The following is an 18729-nucleotide window of genomic DNA, read 5'->3' on the forward strand; positions in this document are numbered from 1 at the left end:
CAGGAAGTACGAGCCTAGATGGACTCAGCGCTCCGGGTTGTCCCGGTAGGCGGGCGCTTTCGTCGTTCCGGTCGGTGTGAGCGTGCGCAACAGCGGCAGCGTCCGGTGCGCGACCACCGTCGAAAGCACGATCACACTGTGCGAGCGCACCACCGAACTCGTCCGATCGATGCTCAACAGCACCGCCTGCAACCCGGCATGTGAATCCGCGCCGATCCGGCACAGCACATCGCCGGAGCCGGTGGTCGCATATGCCTCCAGCACACCGGGAATCGCGTCGAGTTCGGCCGCCACCGCATCCAGCGCGCCCTGTGCGATCTCCAAGGTGACGAAGGCCTGCACATCGAAACCCGCAGCGGTGACATCGATCTGCGGATCGTAGGAGGAGATGACGCCCGACTCCTCCATTCGCGCGATGCGCGACTGAACGGTGGCCCTGGCAACCCGGGTGCGCCGGGACAGCTCGAGAATGCCCGCCTTCTGATACTCGTGCATCGCGGTGAGGATGGCGAGATCGAGTTCATCCAGTTTCGCGGGCGTGCGCGACATGACGGCCTCCGTTCGGGGCGCGACCGGCGTGGTGCGGGTCACTTGTGGTGCTATTCAAATTGTCCAGCATCAGGGGTCACTTGCTAGCCGATTTCGCCATAGTGTCTAACCGAAATCGGTGATGTTGCCTATCCGATGGGGCGGCGATTTCCTTGGATCATGACCATCGAGCATCTGCGGAATGCCCAACGACCGAGCGGCCCGCTGCCAACCGACGGTGAGTTGCGCCGCCTGGTCGGGCTGGTCGATCACGACGACAGCATCGATCCGTTCCCGGTCATCGGCTGGGACGCGCTGGTCTGGGTGGTCGGCAACGCGACCCAGACCGCGCACTTCCTGGAATCCGCCTTCGGTATGCGGCTGGAGGCCTACTCGGGGCCGGAGACCGGCAACCGTGATCACAAGGCTTATGTGCTGCGCAGCGGTGCGGCCAGATTCGTCGTCACCGGCGCGGTCGCACCGGACAGCCCGCTGGTCGCGCACCACGATCGGCACGGCGACGGCATTGTCGATATCGCGCTCGAGGTCCCGGATGTGGACCGCTGCATCGAATGGGCACGGACGCACGGCGCGAGGGTCCTGGTCGAACCACATGACGACACAGACGAATTCGGCACCGTCCGCTCGGCCGCCCTGGCCACCTACGGCGAGACCAGGCATACGCTGATCGACCGCTCCGAATACTACGGGCCGTATCTGCCCGGATATGTCGCCCGCCGCTCCGGATATCAGCCCCGCGTCGGCACACCGACCAGGCTGTTCCAGGCCATCGACCATGTCGTCGGCAATGTGGAGCTCGGCATGATGGACGAGTGGGTCGAGTTCTACCGCCGCGTCATGGGATTCACGAATATGGCCGAATTCGTCGGCGACGATATCGCCACCGAATACTCGGCGCTGATGAGCAAGGTGGTGGCCAATGGCAACCACCGGGTGAAGTTCCCGCTCAACGAACCCGCGATGGGTAAGAAGCGGTCCCAGATCGATGAATACCTGGAGTTCTACCGCGGTCCCGGCGTACAGCACATCGCGCTGGCCACCAGCGACATCCTCGAATGCGTCGATGTATTGCGCCGCGAGGGCGTCGAATTCCTCGAAACGCCGGACACCTACTATTCCGATCCCGAACTGCGTGCTCGCATCAGCCACGTCCGCGTCCCGGTGCGTGAGCTGCAGCGCCGCGGCATTCTGGTCGACCGCGACGAAGACGGCTACCTGCTGCAGATCTTCACCAAACCGCTCACCGACCGCCCGACCGTCTTCTTCGAACTCATCGAACGCCACGGCTCACTCGGTTTCGGCAAGGGCAACTTCAAGGCACTCTTCCAAGCGATAGAGCGCGAACAGGCGGCGCGCGGCAATCTGTAGGGCTCGAGGCACTGTTCCAGGCTATGGCTGCGTTCGGCACTCCTCGTGCCGAACGCAGCCATAGCTGTGGTACCTGGCGAAGCGAGAGGATCAGGGCTCTCCGGGCATCAGGAGTGCGTACCTGCCGTCAGAAAGTTGCTGGCAGAAGAAGCGGTCACCACCGGAATCAGTGAACCCCTTTGCTCGCCCTTGACTCACGCAGGTGGCGTAGTCGTTGTAGATGCCGGCAACTCCACCGACCGCCGCCGCCGTTCCGGTAGCCCCGGCGACGACAGCGCCTGTCACACCTAGTGCGAGCATCGAGTATGCAATGAACTTCATGTGAGATCCTCCCCAATTGATACTTGTCGCGCTAGATCTCGCCGGTGGATAACCCGGCATTTTCTCCAACCCTGGCCCGGTGGATTTCAGTCGAAGTGGCGGCCTTTTAATTTGCGTAGAGGTTGTAAACCTCTACGCCATTGATCACCGTTGGCTCGCAATGGGCATGTGGATTCCCATTCCGTTGCTGTCGGTTCGCGGCATCGAGGCAGTCGTTCAGCCAGTAGTAGCGGCCGAGGAAGTTCCCTCCGGCGGAGGCTGTTCCGGCGAGGGCGCCCGACAACCCCGCGACGATCAAGACGGCAACAGCCAACCTCTTCAACATGGTTCCCTCCCAATGACTAACGTAGTCAAGCAGTTTCAGCGTAGCGGGCGCGGGCGTGCGGTGAAACCCCGGCGAGGTCGGAGCCCGTGCCTGGCGGACATGTCGAGTCCTGGTGGGTAGAGTTCACGGCATGCGGATCCCGTCGGCAATCGTCATCGGCACCTCCTTGGCGTTGGTGTTGTCGGCATGCGGTTCGGGCGGCGACTCCGATTCATCGGGTCCGTCGCTGCGTCCCCCACCGAAGGTCGCGTCGCTGGGTCCGTTCGCTGGCGAGTGTGGCCATGTCACCGATGACGAGGTCCGCACCATCGCGGGACTGCCGCAGATATCGCGGGCATTCAAGAACTCGGTCGGATGTAATTGGCAATCGGCTGGTCAAGGTTCGTCCAGTGTCACCTTCGCTTCTTATCGAGGGAGCCCCATCGACCGCGAGCGAGCGTGGGTGAGCACCCAGGGGCGTGGCCCCGAGAAGATCGAAGTCGGTGGCCGCACTGGATTCCAGGCACTCGAGCCCAACGGTCAAGTGTGCGATCTCGCTGTGCAACTCGATGACGACTTCTTCGAATGGTCTATGTCGTTCGGGTTCTTCGCCGCATCTGGAAATCCATGTGATCGAATGCGCAAGCTTGCTGAGTTGACCGTGCAGCGGCTGCAATGAGGGACGACAGCATGAGTTCACGATCAGGCATTCGGGCCGCCGTCATCGCTCTCACCGTGCTCGCGATAGCCGTATCCACAGCGGGTTGTGGGAAGACGGTCAAGGGTACGGCGCACCCAGTTGGGGGAAGCGGAAGCACGACGATCAACACGAATTTCGACAAGCTGCTGCGAGAATGCGATGCGGTGGCGGTGGATCAGATCGGTGCGGCCGTAGGTGACGGTGCCTTCCCCGAAGCGTCGTTCTACGGAGCCGTCTGCATGTGGGATGTGGACGGTGCGCCCGGCGGAAACGCCATGGTGACCCTCAATTGGTACGAGGAAGGCTCGCTGAACAACGAGAAGTCCAATAACGACAAGCTCGGCTACAACACCGAGAACATCACCGTGCAGGGGCGGCGCGGTCTGAAGACGACGCGTCCGAACGATCCCGACTCGTGCGGGGTGAGTGCGGGCGCCGCCGACACCGGCATCATCGGCTGGTGGATCAACTACCACCCCGGTGGCCATCCCGATCCGTGCGCGGGCGCGCAGAAATTGGTCGAGCTGACGCTGAATCTGGCGCGGTAGCCTGGCAGGTGGTAATGGCCCCCAGGGCGTGATGACCGACCCCACTTTGACCCTGTGTCGCGGTCACGAGTATCGTGGATCGCTGTGCCCGGAAGCATGCGGGCAAGTTCGTGCGCAAACGTAGGCCAGCGAGAGCGGCTGACCTTTCCGGCGTGCCCGGAATTCGGGATATGTCTTGCGCGCGACACGCCCGACCTCGGGACGCGAGAAACGCGGCCGGACGTGCGGGTGAAAGCTCGATGACAAAGACATGAAGTTCCAGACACCGCGTTAACTAATTAAGGAAAGCCGGTCTATGCCAACCATCAACCAGCTGGTCCGCAAGGGTCGTCGCGACAAGGTCTCCAAGACCAAGACCGCGGCCCTCAAGGGGAGCCCGCAGCGCCGTGGCGTGTGCACCCGCGTGTACACCACGACCCCGAAGAAGCCGAACTCCGCGCTGCGTAAGGTCGCGCGCGTTCGCCTGACCAGCGCGGTCGAGGTCACGGCCTATATCCCGGGTGAGGGCCACAACCTGCAGGAGCACTCGATGGTGCTCGTTCGCGGTGGTCGTGTGAAGGACCTCCCCGGTGTCCGCTACAAGATCATCCGTGGCTCGCTCGACACCCAGGGTGTGAAGAACCGCAAGCAGGCCCGCAGCCGTTACGGCGCCAAGAAGGAGAAGAGCTGATATGCCACGCAAGGGCCCCGCACCCAAGCGTCCGCTGATCAACGACCCGGTCTACGGGTCGCCGCTGGTCACTCAGCTGGTCAACAAGATCCTGCTGGACGGCAAGAAGTCCACCGCCGAGCGCATCGTCTACGGCGCGCTGGAGCAGGCGCGCGAGAAGACCGGCACCGATCCGGTCGTCACCCTCAAGCGCGCGCTGGACAACGTCAAGCCCGCGCTCGAGGTGAAGCCCCGTCGTGTCGGTGGCGCCACCTACCAGGTGCCGGTCGAGGTTCGTCCCGGCCGCTCCAACACCCTGGCGCTGCGCTGGCTGGTCAACTACTCGCGGGCTCGCCGTGAGAAGACCATGGTCGAGCGTCTTGCCAACGAGCTGCTCGATGCCAGCAACGGCCTCGGCGCTTCGGTGAAGCGTCGCGAGGACACCCACAAGATGGCCGAGTCCAACCGGGCCTTCGCGCACTACCGCTGGTGACGTCTACCCGGCCCGTCGTTTTCTGGGTCGGGAGGCACAGTCGGAATGCGGCACTTACCTGCCGCTTCCGGCGTTGACATAGAGACGACCACAGGGTCGTCCCCGAAAATCCCAACTAGCTACGAGCGGGGAAGATTTCCGTGGCACAGGACGTGCTCACCGACCTGAACAAGGTCCGCAACATCGGCATCATGGCCCACATTGATGCGGGCAAGACGACCACAACTGAACGCATCCTCTTCTACACCGGCATCACCTACAAGATCGGTGAAGTCCACGATGGCGCCGCCACCATGGACTGGATGGAGCAGGAGCAGGAGCGTGGTATCACCATCACCTCCGCGGCGACCACATGCTTCTGGAACGACAACCAGATCAACATCATCGACACCCCCGGGCACGTCGACTTCACCGTCGAGGTGGAGCGCTCGCTGCGCGTGCTCGACGGCGCCGTTGCGGTGTTCGACGGCAAGGAAGGCGTCGAGCCGCAGTCCGAGCAGGTGTGGCGTCAGGCCGATAAGTACGACGTGCCTCGGATCTGCTTCGTCAACAAGATGGACAAGCTCGGTGCGGACTTCTACTTCACCGTGCAGACCATCAAGGACCGCCTCGGCGCCAAGCCGTTGGTCATCCAGCTTCCGATCGGCGCTGAGGACACCTTCGAGGGCATCGTCGACCTGGTCGAGATGAATGCCAAGGTCTGGAAGGGCGAGACCAAGCTCGGCGAGAAGTACGAGATCGAAGAGATCCCGGCCGACCTCAAGGAGAAGGCCGAGCAGTACCGCCAGGAACTGATGGAGACGGTCGCCGAATCCGATGAGGCGCTGCTGGAGAAGTTCTTCGGCGGCGAGGAGCTCTCGATCGAGGAGATCAAGGGCGCCATCCGCAAGATGACGGTCAACTCCGAGCTCTACCCGGTGCTGTGTGGTTCGGCGTTCAAGAACAAGGGCGTGCAGCCCATGCTCGACGCCGTGATCGACTACCTGCCGACCCCGCTGGACGATGGTGGCACCGACGGCCACGTCCCGGGCAAGGAAGAGGAGATCATCCACCGCGACGCGAACACCAGCGAGCCCTTCGCGGGCCTGGCGTTCAAGATCGCCGTGCACCCCTTCTTCGGCAAGCTGACCTACGTGCGCGTGTACTCGGGCAAGGTCGACTCCGGCGCCCAGGTCATCAACTCGACCAAGGGTAAGAAGGAGCGTCTGGGCAAGCTGTTCCAGATGCACTCCAACAAGGAGAACCCGGTCACCGAGGCCGTCGCGGGCCATATCTACGCGGTCATCGGCTTGAAGGACACCACCACCGGTGACACCCTGTGCGATCCGCAGAACCAGATCGTGCTCGAGTCCATGACCTTCCCGGACCCGGTCATCGAGGTCTCGATCGAGCCCAAGACCAAGTCCGACCAGGAGAAGCTGGGCACCGCGATCCAGCGTCTGTCCGAAGAGGACCCGACCTTCTCGGTCAAGCTCGACCAGGAGACCGGCCAGACCGTCATCGGCGGCATGGGCGAGCTGCACCTCGACATCCTCGTGGACCGTATGCGGCGCGAGTTCAAGGTCGAGGCGAACGTCGGCAAGCCGCAGGTGGCCTACCGCGAGACGATCACCAAGCCGGTCGAGAAGCTCGAGTTCACCCACAAGAAGCAGACGGGTGGCTCCGGCCAGTTCGCGAAGGTCATCATCGCCCTCGAGCCGTTCGTCGGTGAGGACGGCGCGACCTACGAGTTCGAGAACAAGGTCTCCGGTGGCCGCGTGCCCCGCGAATACATCCCTTCGGTGGACGCGGGCGCGCAGGATGCCATGCAGTACGGTGTGCTCGCCGGCTACCCGCTGGTGAACCTGAAGGTCACACTGCTCGACGGCGCTTACCACGACGTCGACTCGTCGGAAATGGCCTTCAAGATCGCCGGCTCGCAGGCCCTGAAAGAAGCGGCCCGTAAGGCCGGTCCGGTGATCCTCGAACCGCTGATGGCGGTCGAGGTCATCACGCCCGAGGATTACATGGGCGATGTGATCGGCGACCTGAATTCCCGCCGTGGCCAGATCCAGGCCATGGAGGAACGCAGTGGTGCCCGTGTCGTCAAGGCGCTGGTTCCGCTCTCGGAGATGTTCGGTTACATCGGTGACCTGCGGTCGAAGACCCAGGGCCGGGCGAACTACTCCATGGTGTTCGATTCGTACGCGGAGGTTCCGGCCAACGTGTCGAAGGAGATCATCGCCAAGGCGACCGGCGAATAAGTCCGATGGGGGCAGGTGCAAGACTTGCCCCTATCAGCCGGGAGTCAATGCACGACCCCCAATATGTAAACCGCACTGCTGCAACTGCACGCACCAACAAGTCCAGGAGGACACCAAGTGGCGAAGGCGAAGTTCGAGCGGACGAAGCCGCACGTCAACATCGGCACCATCGGTCACGTCGACCACGGCAAGACCACGCTGACCGCAGCGATCACCAAGGTGCTGGCTGACAAGTACCCGGATCTGAACGCGGCGTTCGCGTTCGATCAGATCGACAAGGCGCCGGAGGAGAAGGCTCGTGGTATCACGATCAACATCTCCCACGTCGAGTACCAGACGGACAAGCGCCACTACGCACACGTCGACGCCCCGGGTCACGCCGACTACATCAAGAACATGATCACCGGTGCGGCGCAGATGGACGGTGCCATTCTGGTGGTCGCCGCGACCGACGGCCCGATGCCGCAGACCCGTGAGCACGTGCTGCTCGCCCGTCAGGTCGGCGTGCCCTACATCCTGGTCGCGCTGAACAAGTCGGACATGGTCGACGACGAGGAAATCCTCGAGCTCGTCGAGATGGAGGTCCGCGAACTGCTGGCCGCCCAGGAGTTCGACGAGGAAGCGCCGGTCGTGCGTGTCTCCGGTCTGAAGGCGCTCGAGGGCGACCCGAAGTGGACCGAGTCCATTGTCGAGCTGATGAACGCGGTCGACGATTCGATCCCGACCCCGGTTCGCGAGACCGACAAGCCGTTCCTGATGCCGGTCGAGGATGTCTTCACGATCACCGGTCGTGGCACCGTCGTCACCGGCCGTGTCGAGCGCGGCATCATCAACGTGAACGAGGAAGTCGAGATCGTCGGCATCCGCGAGAAGGTCACCAAGACCACCATCACGGGTATCGAGATGTTCCGCAAGCTGCTCGACCAGGGCCAGGCCGGTGACAACGTCGGTCTGCTGGTTCGTGGTATCAAGCGCGAAGATGTCGAGCGTGGCCAGGTCGTCGTGAAGCCGGGCACCACCACCCCGCACACCGAGTTCGAGGGTCAGGCCTACATCCTGTCCAAGGACGAGGGTGGCCGCCACACCCCGTTCTTCAACAACTACCGTCCGCAGTTCTACTTCCGTACCACGGACGTGACGGGCGTTGTGACCCTGCCCGAGGGCACCGAGATGGTCATGCCCGGTGACAACACCGAGATGTCCGTCAAGCTGATCCAGCCGGTCGCCATGGACGAGGGTCTGCGCTTCGCGATCCGCGAGGGTGGCCGCACCGTCGGCGCCGGTCGCGTCACGAAGATCATCAAGTGATTCCCTGAATCGCTTTCGAACGGCGTCGCTCCGAAAGGGGCGGCGCCGTTCGGCATTTCGGGCGCCGCTTCGAAAGGTGCGGCGCCGCTCGGGTTTTCGGTGCGTCCTGCCGGGGAACGGTATTCCTGTCCATGACGTCGGTGGTCATCGCGTGTCACCGCCACTTTGGTTAACGTCGGGCAAAAGGGGTAAAGACCGGTTGATCGGAGGATGCAATGAGGAGTTCGGCACTGGCCAGCGCGCTCGACGTCACCGAGGGGACTTTGGTGCACGGCATGCCGTATCTCGCGCTCGGAGCCGGGCGACCGCTGGTATTCCTCCGGTGGTTCACCCCGGATCATGCCAATCCGACGGGGTGGATGCGGCAGTCCGAAATCAAGACGTTGGCACCGCTCGCGGCGCATTTCCGGGTGTTTGCGGTGAACCGCGCGCCCGGTATGGCCGAGGGGACGACGATGGCTGATATCGCCGCCGAGCACGCGGACGCATTGCTGGCCGAATTCGGTACGCCTGTCGATGTTCTCGGTGTCTCCTCGGGTGGATCGCTTGCGCTGCAACTCGCGGCGGATCGACCTGGCGCGGTGCGGCGGTTGATCATCGCCTCATCTGGCTACACCCTGGAAAATGCAACCCGCGCGGCGCAACTGGCCTACGGCGAGGCGGCCTACGCGGGTAGGCGCGCACTGCACCATATGGCCGCCGTCGGCTCCACCTCGCCGATCGCACAGCGCATTGCCGCAGCGGGTATGTGGTTGGCCGATCCCCTTGCACGCCCGAAGAATCCGGCGGACACGCTGGCATTCATCCGTGCCGAGGACTCCTTCGACCTCGCCGGTCGGCTCGGCGATATCACCGCGCCGACCCTCGTCCTCGGCGGCGACCGCGACGGTGCCTACAGCACCGAGACCTTCCGTCGCACCGCCGACGGAATCCCGGACTCGCACTTGATCATCTACCCGGAAACCACGCATATCGGGGTCGTGAAGCGGTTCGTCCCCGATGTTGTCGCCTTTCTCGCCGACTAGCAGTTGCTCGGCGCCGGTTCGCCGCGGAAGCGCGCGGCGAGCCAGGAGAGCACCGAGGGGATGCCGAGGATGGCCGCGCTCAGGTGTTCGGGGGAGTAGGTCAGTTCGGCCTGTAGCGGCACTCCGGCAGCGCAGTAGCGGCGGTCGACATTCAGGATCGAATCGGTCGGGATGAGCGGATCACTGGGCGAATGCCATTCGAATATCGGTATTTTCGGGATTCCGTCGAACAGTTCCAGACTGTTCTCCTCGACCACGGCCCTGGCGTTGCGGTCGCCGATCATCGTCATACTGCTCGCGTAATCCCGGACGCTGTGTCCCGCACCGGTGGTGAGGATTTCATTGGTGCAGCCGTTGGCGATTGCCTTGCGTGCCGCAACACCGCGCGTGTTCAGATAATTGCTGATCGGAAAGCGGTCCGGATATTCCCGTTCCAGCCCGATAGCGGCCGCCATCAGCAGTCCGAATGCCGGATGCGGATTGAAGTTGACCGCCTCCAGCATTTTCACCAAATTCATCGGGACGCCACCGGTCGCGGCGCCCGCGATCTCGAGTTCCGGTGCGTACTTCGGCGCCATCGCGGCGGCGAATGCGGTGGCCATACCGCCGCCGGAATATCCGGCCATCGTGATCCGGCTGCGCGCGGCGGCGAGTTCGGGAACCCGGCGTACGGCGCGAATGCCGTCCAGGGTGATCTGGCCGCCGAGCCGGGCCGCACCGTAGGCGAAGGTCGGACCCAGGTGATCGGGCAGAGCGATGCTCCACCCGCTCAACAGCAGGGCGTTGAGCAATATCGCCTCGCGGACCTGCAAATTCGGATCGGAGGTGTAGAGCACCCGGGAAACCGCGCACTTCGTCCCGAGGCCGTTGATGATGTGCTGATAGGACAGCACCGGCCCATCGGGTTGATGTGAGCGCGGTGTCAGCACCGTGGTCGTCGCCGCGATCGGTCGGCCGGTGGAATTCGTCGAACGGAATTTGATCAGCGTGACGGTGGTATCGGGAAAGATAAATATGGGCGGCAACTGCCGCGTTCCGAGCACGTCTCCCGGTTTCTTATTCGCCAGATCGGGCGGCGCCGCATAGAAAGGGTCCGGATCCGGATCCGGATAAATCGGTGCGGCCTGGGCCTCGGTTCCGCCCAGGACTGTCGTCGAAGCGCCGACCAGCAGGCCGACAAGCACCGAGCGCGTCGCGAGACCGGTGAGATCTCGAAGAATTCGATTGATCTCCACAATTGGAACTTGTATCACGCACCGTGGACTCGTATTGAGAACGCGAGTCTTTCAGATTTAGGTGCTCAGCCGAGCTGGGTCATACCCGCCGCGACGACCTGGGCGACATTGCAGATTTCATCCGCTGTCGGCAGCGGCAGTCCGTCGAGCGCATGCAGCCGATCGCTGCTGGCAATGGCGAACATCGCCGAAACCCAGGCCGCGGCACACGCGCGCAACGTGCCGGGCTGGACCGGGCCGGGCGCGCTGGCCTGCAGCACCCGGGCGGTGACGTCGAGCAGTTGATCGCGCAGGCGGCGCAATTGCCGACGCACGTCGGGATGGGTATCGGCCTCGCGCCACATGATCACGCGCAGCACCGACGAATGGTGATCGCGCAGATTGAGCGCGGCGTCGAGATTGATCAGACTGGCCGCGGGATCGCCCGGTGTGACCACGGTGCCGATATCGGCGATCGGCTGGGCGGGCACTCGCTCGGCCATCAGCGCGGACAGGATCGAATCCTTGGTGGGGAAGTAATAGAAGACCAGACCCTTGGGGACACCGGCGCCCTCGGCAATGGCCGCTGTCGCGGTCGCGTCGAATCCCTGTGCCGCGAAGAGTCGTTCCGCGGCATCGAGAATGAGCTGACGGGCGTCGCCGTCGACTTTCGCGCTACGACGACGCCCGCTTCGCCGGGTTTTCGGCATCTGCATCAGTGATGCGGCGCCATGTCGTGCAACCGGCCCGACACCGTCGGCAGCGCCGCCACCGCGACCACTACCGTCACCACGCCCACTACCCATGCGGTCCAGGATGCGCCGCGGTAGTCGGTGTAGTCCATCGCCCACGGGGAGATGAACAGCAACGCGCCGAACAGACCCATCGCGTAGTCGGCGGCCGTCAGGCTCGCTCGGTACATCTGCGCCAGGCCGGTGAGGGCGATGAGTACGCCGAGCACGATCAGCGTCCACATGGCGTTGTCGTTGTGGGTCACCCACAGGGGTGACAGCGCGGTGAAGACGCCCAGCACAACGGCCAGGAAGTCCTGCGCGCGACTTTCGGTGAACATGGGATGCCTCCTCAGGCTCTGAATTGTTCTCCTTACTCAGATCTAACTCTGATTGACCGCCCGATCAATATAGGGATGGATACGATTGCGCACCGATAGGTCGGGCAGTGCGGAGTGACGGCCCTCACGGCGATTCGCGCCCAAGCAAAGGTTAGGGTTAGCTGCGTCACCCTTGGTGACGGATGCCAACTCGACCCGGCGCCTGCCAGGCACTACGAAGGGAAGGTCGCGTGAGGGAGCGCAGCGAGCGAACCATGAACGGGCCGATTGTGATCATCGGAGCTGGTCTGGCCGGTTTGCGGACGGCGGAGGAATTGCGCCGCGCCGGGTACGAGGGTGAACTGCTCCTCATCGGTGAGGAGTCGCGGCTGCCCTACGATCGCCCGCCGCTGTCCAAGCAGTTCGTGCGCGGCGAAACCGACGACACCACCCTGCGCCCCGCCGAATTCTTCGACGAGAAGCAGATCGACCTGCGGCTGAATACCGAGGCGGTCGGCGTCGACACCGCCGCGCGCCAGGTTCGCCTGGCCGACGGCGGCACGCTCGACTACGACCAGCTGATCATCGCGACCGGTCTGCGGCCGCGTCGCCTGCCCGGGCTGCCGGATCTGAAGGGCGTGCATGTCCTGCGCGGCTATGCCGACGCCGCCGCTCTGCGCGACGAATTGTCCGGTGCGGGTACCGCCCTGGTGGTCGGGGCCGGATTCATCGGTTGTGAACTCGCGGCGAGCTTCCGGGCCGGTGGCGTCGAGGTCGTACTGGTCGAACCGCAGCCGACGCCGCTGGCCTCGGTGCTCGGCGCCGAGATCGGTGCGCTGGTCGCCCGCATGCATCGTGACGAGGGCGTCGATCTGCGCTGTGAAACCGGCCTGGACACCTTCCTCTCTGTTGACGATCGAGTGTGCGGCGCCCGGCTTTCCGACGGCAGCGAGGTGACCGCCGATCTGGTGGTAGTCGGTGTGGGTTCACGGCCGGTCACCGAATGGCTCGCCGATTCCGGTATCGCACTCGCCGAACCGTCGGCCGGTGGCGGTGTACTCGCGGACGAGGTGGGACGCACCTCGGTCGAGGGTGTGTGGGCGGTCGGCGATGTGTCGGCCTGGCTGCACGAGACCGGGCAGCGCAAGCGCGTCGAGCACTGGACCAATGCCGGTGAGCAGGCGCGGCTGCTGGCGTGTGCGCTGCTGGGCGCGGAGCTGCCGACCGCGGCACGGGTGCCGTACTTCTGGAGCGATCAGTACGACGTGAAGATCCAGGCGCTGGGCACCCCGAGCGCTGATGACGACATCCATATCGTCTCCGACGACGGCCGCAAATTCCTCGCTTACTACTCGCAGCACGGCAATCTGACCGGTGTGGTCGGTGCCGGAAAGACCGCTCAGGTGATGAAGGTCCGCGCGAAGATCGCCGCAGGTGCGCCGATCGGGGACCTGCTCGAGGCCGCCCAGCCGTAGCGATTGTGCCGTTGTAATACGGTGGTCGGGTGATCGTCGCGCTCATCGATTCCGGGCTGGGGTTGCTGCCCACGGCCGCCTGGCTGCGCAAGCTGCGGCCCGATGTCGACCTGCTACTCCAGTTGGACCCCGATGGCGCGCCATGGGGTCCCAAGCCGGAACAGTGGGTGACCGACCGGGTGGTCGACGCCGCGCGGAGCTCGGTGCGGCTCGGCGCGGAAGTGCTCGTGCTGCCGTGCAATACGGCCAGCGTCACCGCCCTGGACAAGGTTCGCGCCGAGGTCGGGCCGGGCATTCCGGTGGTCGGCACGGTTCCCGCGATCAAACCCGCCGCGGCGGTATGCAAATCGGTCGCGGTGTGGGCGACCGCGGCGACCACGGCCAGCCGATATCAGGCCGATCTGATCGCCCGCTTCGGCGGCGATGCGAAGGTGGTCGGCATCGCCTGCCCTGGTCTGGCGGATTCGATCGATCGCGGTGATCTGGTCGCGGCCCGTGATTCGATCGCGCGCGCGGCCGAACAGACGCCGGACGATGTGGAGGGTGTGGTGCTCGGCTGCACGCACTATCCGCTGGTCATCGATGCGATTGTGGCCGCACTGCCGGATGGCGTGCGACTGTTCGACAGTGCGCAAGCCGTTGCGGCGCAGACGATTCGGCGGATGGAGGCACTCGACCGCCCGACCACCGGCAACGGTGAGGTGCGGGTGCGCAACAGCGGTCGGCCGGGTGAATTGCCCACCAGCGCGGCGGCTTTCGAGTCGGGGCGGATTCTGGGTGCCCAGGGGTAGCGCGGCGCTGCCGACCGCCGCCGATGTGCATGCGGCGCTGGCCGAGGTCGCCGACCCGGCCGATGCCATCCATCTGCAGCGGTTCTTCAAGACCGGGCCCGGTGAGTACGGCGAGGGCGATGTCTTCCTCGGTGTGCGCGTGCCCACGACGCGATCGATCGCGAAACGCTTTGCGGCACTTCCGCTCGACGAGATCGACACACTGCTGAACAGTGCCGTGCACGAGGACCGCCTGGCCGCGCTGGTCATTCTCAATGCCAGATTCGCCGCGGCGGCCAAACCGCGCACGCTCGATATCGATGCGCAGGCGGCGATGGTCGAGTTCTACCTCGCCGCGGTGCGCCGAGGCCGGGTGAACAACTGGGATCTGGTCGACGTGTCCGCCGAAAACATCATCGGCCCTTGGCTACTCGACCGACCCCGCGACCTGCTCTTCGAACTCGCGGGCGCGGACTCGCTCTGGGAGCGCCGGGTAGCGCTGCTGACAACCTTCGCGTTCATCAAGGCGGGCGATGCCTCGACCACCTTCGAACTCGGTGAACGGCTACTCGACGACCGTCGCGACCTGATCCAGAAGGCGCTCGGCTGGATGCTGCGCGAGGTCGGCAAGCGCGTCGACGAGCAACTGCTCACCGGCTTCCTCGACAAGCACGCGGCGCAAATGGGCCGCACCGCACTGAGTTACGCGACCGAACGCCTCGATCCCGCCTTACGCGTCCACTATCGCGAGCTGTAAACCCACCGGGGCTCAGAATTGGATGCGCAGGTGATCGGTGACCGGATGCGCCTGGCAGCCGAGGATATAGCCGTTCTCGATATCCTCCGGATCGAGGATTTCGGCATTGTCCATTTCGACCTTGCCCTCGAGCACCGTGCACGCACAGGAACCGCATTCGCCCTCCTGGCAGGAGTACGGCACATCCAGACCCTTCGACAGCATGATGTCGACCAGGGTCTGCTTGCGCGGCCACTTCAGCTCGTGCACCTCGCCGTCGAGTTCGACCTCGACGGTGGCCGCATCGGCCGCCTCCTCGTCGGTCACCGCGACCGGCGCCTGATCCGCGAACGGGTCTCCGGCAAGGGAATTGAACACCTCGGCGTGGGTGCGTGAGCGCGGCACCTCGAGCTGGGCCAGTGCGTCGTGCACCCGGTCCATGAACGGCTTGGGCCCGCACATGAAGGCGTGGTAGCTCGTGTACGGCTCGACCAGGGCGGCCAAACCGTCGGCGGTCGGCAGTCCCTGCAGGTGCTCGAGCCAGTGGATCACGGTGAGCCGCTGCGGATGCTTCTCGGCCAATTCACGCAGCTCGCCCGCGAAGATCACCGACTCGTGATCGCGATTGGCGTAGATCAATACGATTCGGCCGCCGCCGCGCGCCAGCGCCGACTTCAAGATGGACATCACCGGCGTGATGCCGCTGCCCGCGCCGAACAGCAGCAGATCGTCATCGAGATCCTTCGGCGTGAAAACGCCGGAGGGCGGCAGCACTTCGATCGCGTCGCCCGCTTTGACGTTGTCGCACACCCAGTTCGACCCATAGCCGCCCACGGTGCGCTTGACGGTCACCTTGGGCTTGTCGTCGGTGTACGGCGAGCTGGCCAGCGAGTAGCACCGGGCCACCGAGCCGGTCAGATCGCTCGGGATGCGCAGGGTGAGGAACTGACCTGGCTGATAGCTGAAACGCTCGCGCTGGTCGTCGGGGACGTCGAAGACCAGCGAACAGGTGTCCGGCGTCTCGGTGATGACCGCGGCTACCCGCAGCACGACCGATCGCGAACCGTGTGGAACCTCGACGGTGGTCATGGCGTCCTCTCGAACCGAACCAAAACTAGAACGTGTTTCAGTTTCATCGTACGTCGGGATCGGGCTGACGGACAAGCTGGGCCTCCAGGCCCGCGATCAGTACCTCCATGCCGAAGTCGTAGGCGTACTTTCCGCGCAGGTCCGGCATGTATTTGGTGGCTCGTGCCACCGATTCGGGCAGTGCGACATCCGCCAGCGGCTGCGGCTCCCGCGGATTCACCCGGCGGCGGCCGAACAGGTAGGTGTGGATCGTCGCGTACCCGGCGAGCACATTGCGATCATTGAAACCGGCCTCGAGCAGGATCTCCATGATCGCGGCGATCAGGTCGAGCTGTTTGCCCAGCATCTGTTCGATCAGCACATCGCCCAGTCCGGGATGCTTGCGCAGCTTCTCATCGATCTGGTCGATCAGATCGCGCAGCCGCTGCTGCCACGGTCCGGAATCGGCCGGTGGTTTGCGAACTCCGGTCAGCGCCGCGGTGGCGACGAGATCGAGCAACTCGCGCTTATCCGCGACGTAGTAGTACGGCGCCATCGGGGAAACGCCGAGCTCACGGGAGAGCCGTCGCATCGATAGCTTCTCCACACCGTCCTCACGTACCACCCGCAACGCGGCCTCGACGATCTCGGACTCCGACAGTGTCCTACTTGCGGTGCTCCCAGGCCCTCCGTGGTTACGCAAGCTTCCGCCTCCGGGCCTTGAGCTCGCACCGCGGGGTATTGCCGCCGCCCCCGCTCGTCTGCATTCGTCCGACTCCCATGCCACCTCTACCACTGCGGGTCGAATCGCCCGTCACGTCCTGTTCAGCTGCTTGCCACCCGCAGTCTAGAGCGCGCGGCTGTGAGTAGGTCGGCGTGCGTCCGCGCGTGCGTCGAGCGGGAGCTGCGCTTCCCCTGTTCCATTTTGTCAGCTCATGACGTTATTGTGTGATGACGGCTACACCAGTGGCCGCGGAACCCGGTCACATCTCGGAGGTAGGCATGCCGGAGTACGGATCCATCGGACACACCGATACCGACAACACCGGACGGATCGGTGCGGCCGAGTCCCGTTCGATCGAGGAAGCGCCGCTGGTCGAGGAGACCCTCATCGAAGAGGTCTCCATCGACGGTATGTGCGGCGTCTACTGACGGGCGCCGCGACCATGCTCGATCTCGATACCCGATGGGAGCTGCATCCGCGGGTGGCGCTGCGGCCGGAGTCCTTCGGCGCGCTGCTCTACCACTTCGGCACCCGCAAGCTCTCGTTTCTGAAGAGTCCCCGGATACTCGAGATCGTGCGGTCGCTGCCCGCGCATGTCTCGGCACGCGCGGCCCTGCATGCGGCGGGCGTCACGGATGACCAAGCCGGACAGTATGTCCGGGCATTGGATCAGCTGGCCGACTCCGACATGATCAGGCAGGCCGCGCCGGGCAGTGCTCCGATCCCCGCGGTCGCGCCGCTGCCGCTCGCCGCGCAGCCGTCGGCCGTCACCGGTGGGCGACTGATCGATAAGTTCGAAAACGGTTTGGCCGCACCGATCTGCCTGACGTGGGAGTTGACCTACGCCTGCAATCTGTCCTGTGTGCACTGCCTGTCGTCCTCGGGCCGCCGCGATCCGCGCGAGCTGAGCACCGAGCAGTGCAAGGCGCTCATCGACGAGTTCGAGCGCATGCAGATCTTCTACGTGAATATCGGCGGCGGGGAACCCACTGTGCGCCCGGACTTCTGGGAGCTCGTCGACTACGCGACCGCGCACCATGTCGGAGTGAAGTTCTCCACCAACGGAGTTCGCATCACGCCCGAGGTCGCCGCGCGCTTGGCCGCCAGTGACTATGTGGACGTACAGATTTCTTTGGACGGCGCGGACGCCGAGGTCAACGATGCCGTGCGCGGACCGGGTTCCTATGCCATGGCGATCAGGGCGCTGGAGAATCTGGCGGCCGCGGGATTCGCGGACGCGAAACTCTCCGTGGTCGCGACCCGGCACAATATCGCCCAGCTCGACGAGTTCAAGGCGATCGCCGACAAGTACGGCGCCACACTGCGTTTGACTCGCCTGCGGCCTTCGGGACGCGGCGCCGATGTGTGGGACGAACTGCATCCGCTGCCGGAACAGCAACGGGTGCTTTACGACTGGCTGGTGCGCAACGGCGAGGGCGTGCTCACCGGCGACTCGTTCTTCCATCTCTCCGCTTTCGGTTCGGCGCTGCCCGGATTGAATATGTGCGGCGCGGGCCGGGTGGTCTGCCTGGTGGATCCGCTCGGCGACGTGTATGCCTGTCCCTTCGCCATCCACGACAAGTTCCTCGCCGGAAATATCGTGGCGGACGGCGGTTTCCGCACCGTGTGGCAGGAATCGGACCTCTTCGCCGAACTGCGCGAGCCGAGCGGCGGCGGTGCGTGCTCCGGCTGCGCGCACTACGACTCCTGCCGCGGTGGCTGTATGGCGGCGAAGTTCTTCACCGGCCTGCCCGCCGACGGACCGGATCCGGAATGCGTCCAGGGCTACGGCGAGGCGGCGCTGGCCGATGCCGGGCGGATGATTCCGCGTTCGTCGGTGGACCATTCCCGGCGCACTGCGCCGAGCCGACCCGGTTCGCGTAAGTCGGGACCGATTCCGCTGACACTGTCGGTATCTCGGCCCGCGTCCGATCGCCTTTCGCCGGAGCGGCGTCCCGCGCGGGCCTGCGACGAAAGTCCGCTGAACTGATGTCGGGCCGGTAGCCAGTTATGCGCTATCCCGTTGATCGACGATGGCTATCGAGTGGCAAATTGATGATTGCCCTTGCGTTGCCAGCTGTCTTCGGCGAGTCGCTCGCGACCCGCCGAAGACACGATTCGGCGGGAGTTCTTGCGCCACACGGGCGGATTCGTGCGGAATTCCGTCCTTTTTTCCGGACTGA

General features: G+C 64.6%; 21 protein-coding genes. 13 read left to right on the top strand and 8 right to left on the bottom strand.

The annotated features are described in order from the left end of the window. Positions 1-24: 24 nt before the first annotated feature. Positions 25-549: an Lrp/AsnC family transcriptional regulator gene (locus tag ACQPZ2_RS06150; RefSeq protein ID WP_063047414.1), complete on the bottom strand. Its 525-nt coding sequence runs from the start codon at positions 547-549 to the stop codon at positions 25-27. Between the two features lie 159 nt (positions 550-708). Here ACQPZ2_RS06150 and hppD point away from each other — a divergent pair, with 159 nt between their 5' ends. Beyond that, positions 709-1917: a 4-hydroxyphenylpyruvate dioxygenase gene (gene hppD / locus ACQPZ2_RS06155; RefSeq protein ID WP_433524671.1), complete on the top strand. Its 1209-nt coding sequence runs from the start codon at positions 709-711 to the stop codon at positions 1915-1917. A 90-nt stretch (positions 1918-2007) separates the two neighbouring features. Here hppD and ACQPZ2_RS06160 read toward each other — a convergent pair whose 3' ends face one another. Both ACQPZ2_RS06160 and ACQPZ2_RS06165 read right to left on the bottom strand, forming a co-directional pair. Next, positions 2008-2238, bottom strand: coding sequence for a hypothetical protein (locus ACQPZ2_RS06160; RefSeq protein WP_433524672.1), 231 nt, complete (start codon positions 2236-2238; stop codon positions 2008-2010). 106 nt (positions 2239-2344) lie between these two features. Beyond that, the gene (locus ACQPZ2_RS06165) at positions 2345-2563 is read right to left on the bottom strand and encodes a hypothetical protein (protein ID WP_433524673.1); all 219 of its coding nucleotides are present in this window, start codon (positions 2561-2563) and stop codon (positions 2345-2347) included. Positions 2564-2693: 130 nt separating this feature from the next. Between ACQPZ2_RS06165 and ACQPZ2_RS06170 the strand changes: the two genes are divergently transcribed. The 7 genes from ACQPZ2_RS06170 (at position 2694) to ACQPZ2_RS06200 (ending at position 9508) form a co-directional block, all read left to right on the top strand. Next, on the top strand, positions 2694-3221 hold the full coding sequence (locus ACQPZ2_RS06170; RefSeq protein WP_433524674.1) for a DUF3558 domain-containing protein: 528 nt from the start codon (positions 2694-2696) through the stop codon (positions 3219-3221). An 11-nt stretch (positions 3222-3232) separates the two neighbouring features. Beyond that, positions 3233-3790 carry a DUF3558 domain-containing protein gene (locus tag ACQPZ2_RS06175; RefSeq protein ID WP_433524675.1) on the top strand — a complete coding sequence of 186 codons (558 nt, stop codon included), beginning with the start codon at positions 3233-3235 and terminating at the stop codon, positions 3788-3790. 295 nt (positions 3791-4085) lie between these two features. After that, positions 4086-4460: a 30S ribosomal protein S12 gene (rpsL, locus tag ACQPZ2_RS06180; RefSeq protein ID WP_019049359.1), complete on the top strand. Its 375-nt coding sequence runs from the start codon at positions 4086-4088 to the stop codon at positions 4458-4460. Position 4461: 1 nt separating this feature from the next. After that, positions 4462-4932, top strand: a complete 471-nt coding sequence (rpsG, locus tag ACQPZ2_RS06185; RefSeq protein WP_040739280.1) for a 30S ribosomal protein S7 — start codon at positions 4462-4464, stop codon at positions 4930-4932. 140 nt (positions 4933-5072) lie between these two features. Next, the gene (gene fusA, locus ACQPZ2_RS06190) at positions 5073-7175 is read left to right on the top strand and encodes an elongation factor G (protein WP_433524676.1); all 2103 of its coding nucleotides are present in this window, start codon (positions 5073-5075) and stop codon (positions 7173-7175) included. Between the two features lie 117 nt (positions 7176-7292). Continuing rightward, complete coding sequence (tuf, locus tag ACQPZ2_RS06195; protein WP_433524677.1) at positions 7293-8483, top strand: elongation factor Tu; 1191 nt, start codon at positions 7293-7295, stop codon at positions 8481-8483. A gap of 215 nt (positions 8484-8698) precedes the next feature. Next, the gene (locus tag ACQPZ2_RS06200; protein ID WP_433524678.1) at positions 8699-9508 is read left to right on the top strand and encodes an alpha/beta fold hydrolase; all 810 of its coding nucleotides are present in this window, start codon (positions 8699-8701) and stop codon (positions 9506-9508) included. Here the strand turns inward: ACQPZ2_RS06200 and ACQPZ2_RS06205 are convergent. The 3 genes from ACQPZ2_RS06205 to ACQPZ2_RS06215 all read right to left on the bottom strand — a co-directional run bounded on the left by ACQPZ2_RS06205 (position 9505) and on the right by ACQPZ2_RS06215 (position 11794). Beyond that, a complete protein-coding gene (locus ACQPZ2_RS06205; RefSeq protein ID WP_433527338.1) occupies positions 9505-10692 on the bottom strand; it encodes a lipase family protein in 1188 nt (395 codons plus the stop codon). The genes ACQPZ2_RS06200 and ACQPZ2_RS06205 overlap by 4 nt on opposite strands. A gap of 116 nt (positions 10693-10808) precedes the next feature. Beyond that, the gene (locus tag ACQPZ2_RS06210) at positions 10809-11432 is read right to left on the bottom strand and encodes a TetR/AcrR family transcriptional regulator (protein WP_433524679.1); all 624 of its coding nucleotides are present in this window, start codon (positions 11430-11432) and stop codon (positions 10809-10811) included. Positions 11433-11437: 5 nt separating this feature from the next. Then, entirely contained in the window at positions 11438-11794 is a 357-nt protein-coding gene (locus ACQPZ2_RS06215) for an SPW repeat domain-containing protein (RefSeq protein WP_063037083.1), read from the bottom strand. A 254-nt stretch (positions 11795-12048) separates the two neighbouring features. Here ACQPZ2_RS06215 and ACQPZ2_RS06220 point away from each other — a divergent pair, with 254 nt between their 5' ends. The 3 genes from ACQPZ2_RS06220 to ACQPZ2_RS06230 are packed head-to-tail and all read left to right on the top strand — an operon-like array spanning position 12049 to position 14775. Then, positions 12049-13248 (top strand): NAD(P)/FAD-dependent oxidoreductase, encoded by a 1200-nt coding sequence (locus ACQPZ2_RS06220; protein ID WP_433527339.1) that lies wholly within the window; start codon positions 12049-12051, stop codon positions 13246-13248. 29 nt (positions 13249-13277) lie between these two features. Next, positions 13278-14039, top strand: a complete 762-nt coding sequence (locus ACQPZ2_RS06225; protein ID WP_433524680.1) for a glutamate racemase — start codon at positions 13278-13280, stop codon at positions 14037-14039. Continuing rightward, positions 14026-14775: a DNA alkylation repair protein gene (locus tag ACQPZ2_RS06230; protein ID WP_433524681.1), complete on the top strand. Its 750-nt coding sequence runs from the start codon at positions 14026-14028 to the stop codon at positions 14773-14775. The genes ACQPZ2_RS06225 and ACQPZ2_RS06230 overlap by 14 nt, the downstream gene beginning before the upstream one ends. A gap of 12 nt (positions 14776-14787) precedes the next feature. Here the strand turns inward: ACQPZ2_RS06230 and ACQPZ2_RS06235 are convergent, their stop codons facing one another. Further along, a complete protein-coding gene (locus ACQPZ2_RS06235) occupies positions 14788-15843 on the bottom strand; it encodes a 2Fe-2S iron-sulfur cluster-binding protein (protein ID WP_433524682.1) in 1056 nt (351 codons plus the stop codon). A 43-nt stretch (positions 15844-15886) separates the two neighbouring features. Further along, positions 15887-16525: a mycofactocin system transcriptional regulator MftR2 gene (gene mftR2 / locus ACQPZ2_RS06240; protein WP_433524683.1), complete on the bottom strand. Its 639-nt coding sequence runs from the start codon at positions 16523-16525 to the stop codon at positions 15887-15889. Positions 16526-16899: 374 nt separating this feature from the next. On the opposite strand from mftR2, the gene mftA reads away from it, so the two are divergent. Together mftA and mftC are read left to right on the top strand one after the other, a co-directional pair. Continuing rightward, positions 16900-16974 carry a mycofactocin precursor MftA gene (gene mftA / locus ACQPZ2_RS06245; protein ID WP_245720762.1) on the top strand — a complete coding sequence of 25 codons (75 nt, stop codon included), beginning with the start codon at positions 16900-16902 and terminating at the stop codon, positions 16972-16974. A gap of 14 nt (positions 16975-16988) precedes the next feature. Then, complete coding sequence (gene mftC / locus ACQPZ2_RS06250; RefSeq protein ID WP_433527340.1) at positions 16989-18536, top strand: mycofactocin radical SAM maturase; 1548 nt, start codon at positions 16989-16991, stop codon at positions 18534-18536. The last annotated feature ends 193 nt before the right edge of the window (positions 18537-18729 follow it).

Origin of the sequence: Nocardia pseudovaccinii, assembly GCF_050942345.1 — a bacterium.
Classification (GTDB): Bacteria; Actinomycetota; Actinomycetes; order Mycobacteriales; family Mycobacteriaceae; genus Nocardia; species Nocardia pseudovaccinii.

Coding starts and splice junctions, on each gene's coding strand:
- ACQPZ2_RS06175 (WP_433524675.1), top strand. CDS start 3,233: ATGAGTTCACGATCAGGCATTCGGGCCGCCGTCATCGCTCTCACCGTG.
- ACQPZ2_RS06165 (WP_433524673.1), bottom strand. CDS start 2,563: ATGTTGAAGAGGTTGGCTGTTGCCGTCTTGATCGTCGCGGGGTTGTCG.
- ACQPZ2_RS06220 (WP_433527339.1), top strand. CDS start 12,049: ATGAACGGGCCGATTGTGATCATCGGAGCTGGTCTGGCCGGTTTGCGG.
- ACQPZ2_RS06200 (WP_433524678.1), top strand. CDS start 8,699: ATGAGGAGTTCGGCACTGGCCAGCGCGCTCGACGTCACCGAGGGGACT.
- mftC (WP_433527340.1), top strand. CDS start 16,989: ATGCTCGATCTCGATACCCGATGGGAGCTGCATCCGCGGGTGGCGCTG.
- rpsG (WP_040739280.1), top strand. CDS start 4,462: ATGCCACGCAAGGGCCCCGCACCCAAGCGTCCGCTGATCAACGACCCG.
- ACQPZ2_RS06235 (WP_433524682.1), bottom strand. CDS start 15,843: ATGACCACCGTCGAGGTTCCACACGGTTCGCGATCGGTCGTGCTGCGG.
- hppD (WP_433524671.1), top strand. CDS start 709: ATGACCATCGAGCATCTGCGGAATGCCCAACGACCGAGCGGCCCGCTG.
- ACQPZ2_RS06170 (WP_433524674.1), top strand. CDS start 2,694: ATGCGGATCCCGTCGGCAATCGTCATCGGCACCTCCTTGGCGTTGGTG.
- ACQPZ2_RS06210 (WP_433524679.1), bottom strand. CDS start 11,432: ATGCCGAAAACCCGGCGAAGCGGGCGTCGTCGTAGCGCGAAAGTCGAC.
- rpsL (WP_019049359.1), top strand. CDS start 4,086: ATGCCAACCATCAACCAGCTGGTCCGCAAGGGTCGTCGCGACAAGGTC.
- ACQPZ2_RS06215 (WP_063037083.1), bottom strand. CDS start 11,794: ATGTTCACCGAAAGTCGCGCGCAGGACTTCCTGGCCGTTGTGCTGGGC.
- ACQPZ2_RS06160 (WP_433524672.1), bottom strand. CDS start 2,238: ATGAAGTTCATTGCATACTCGATGCTCGCACTAGGTGTGACAGGCGCT.
- ACQPZ2_RS06150 (WP_063047414.1), bottom strand. CDS start 549: ATGTCGCGCACGCCCGCGAAACTGGATGAACTCGATCTCGCCATCCTC.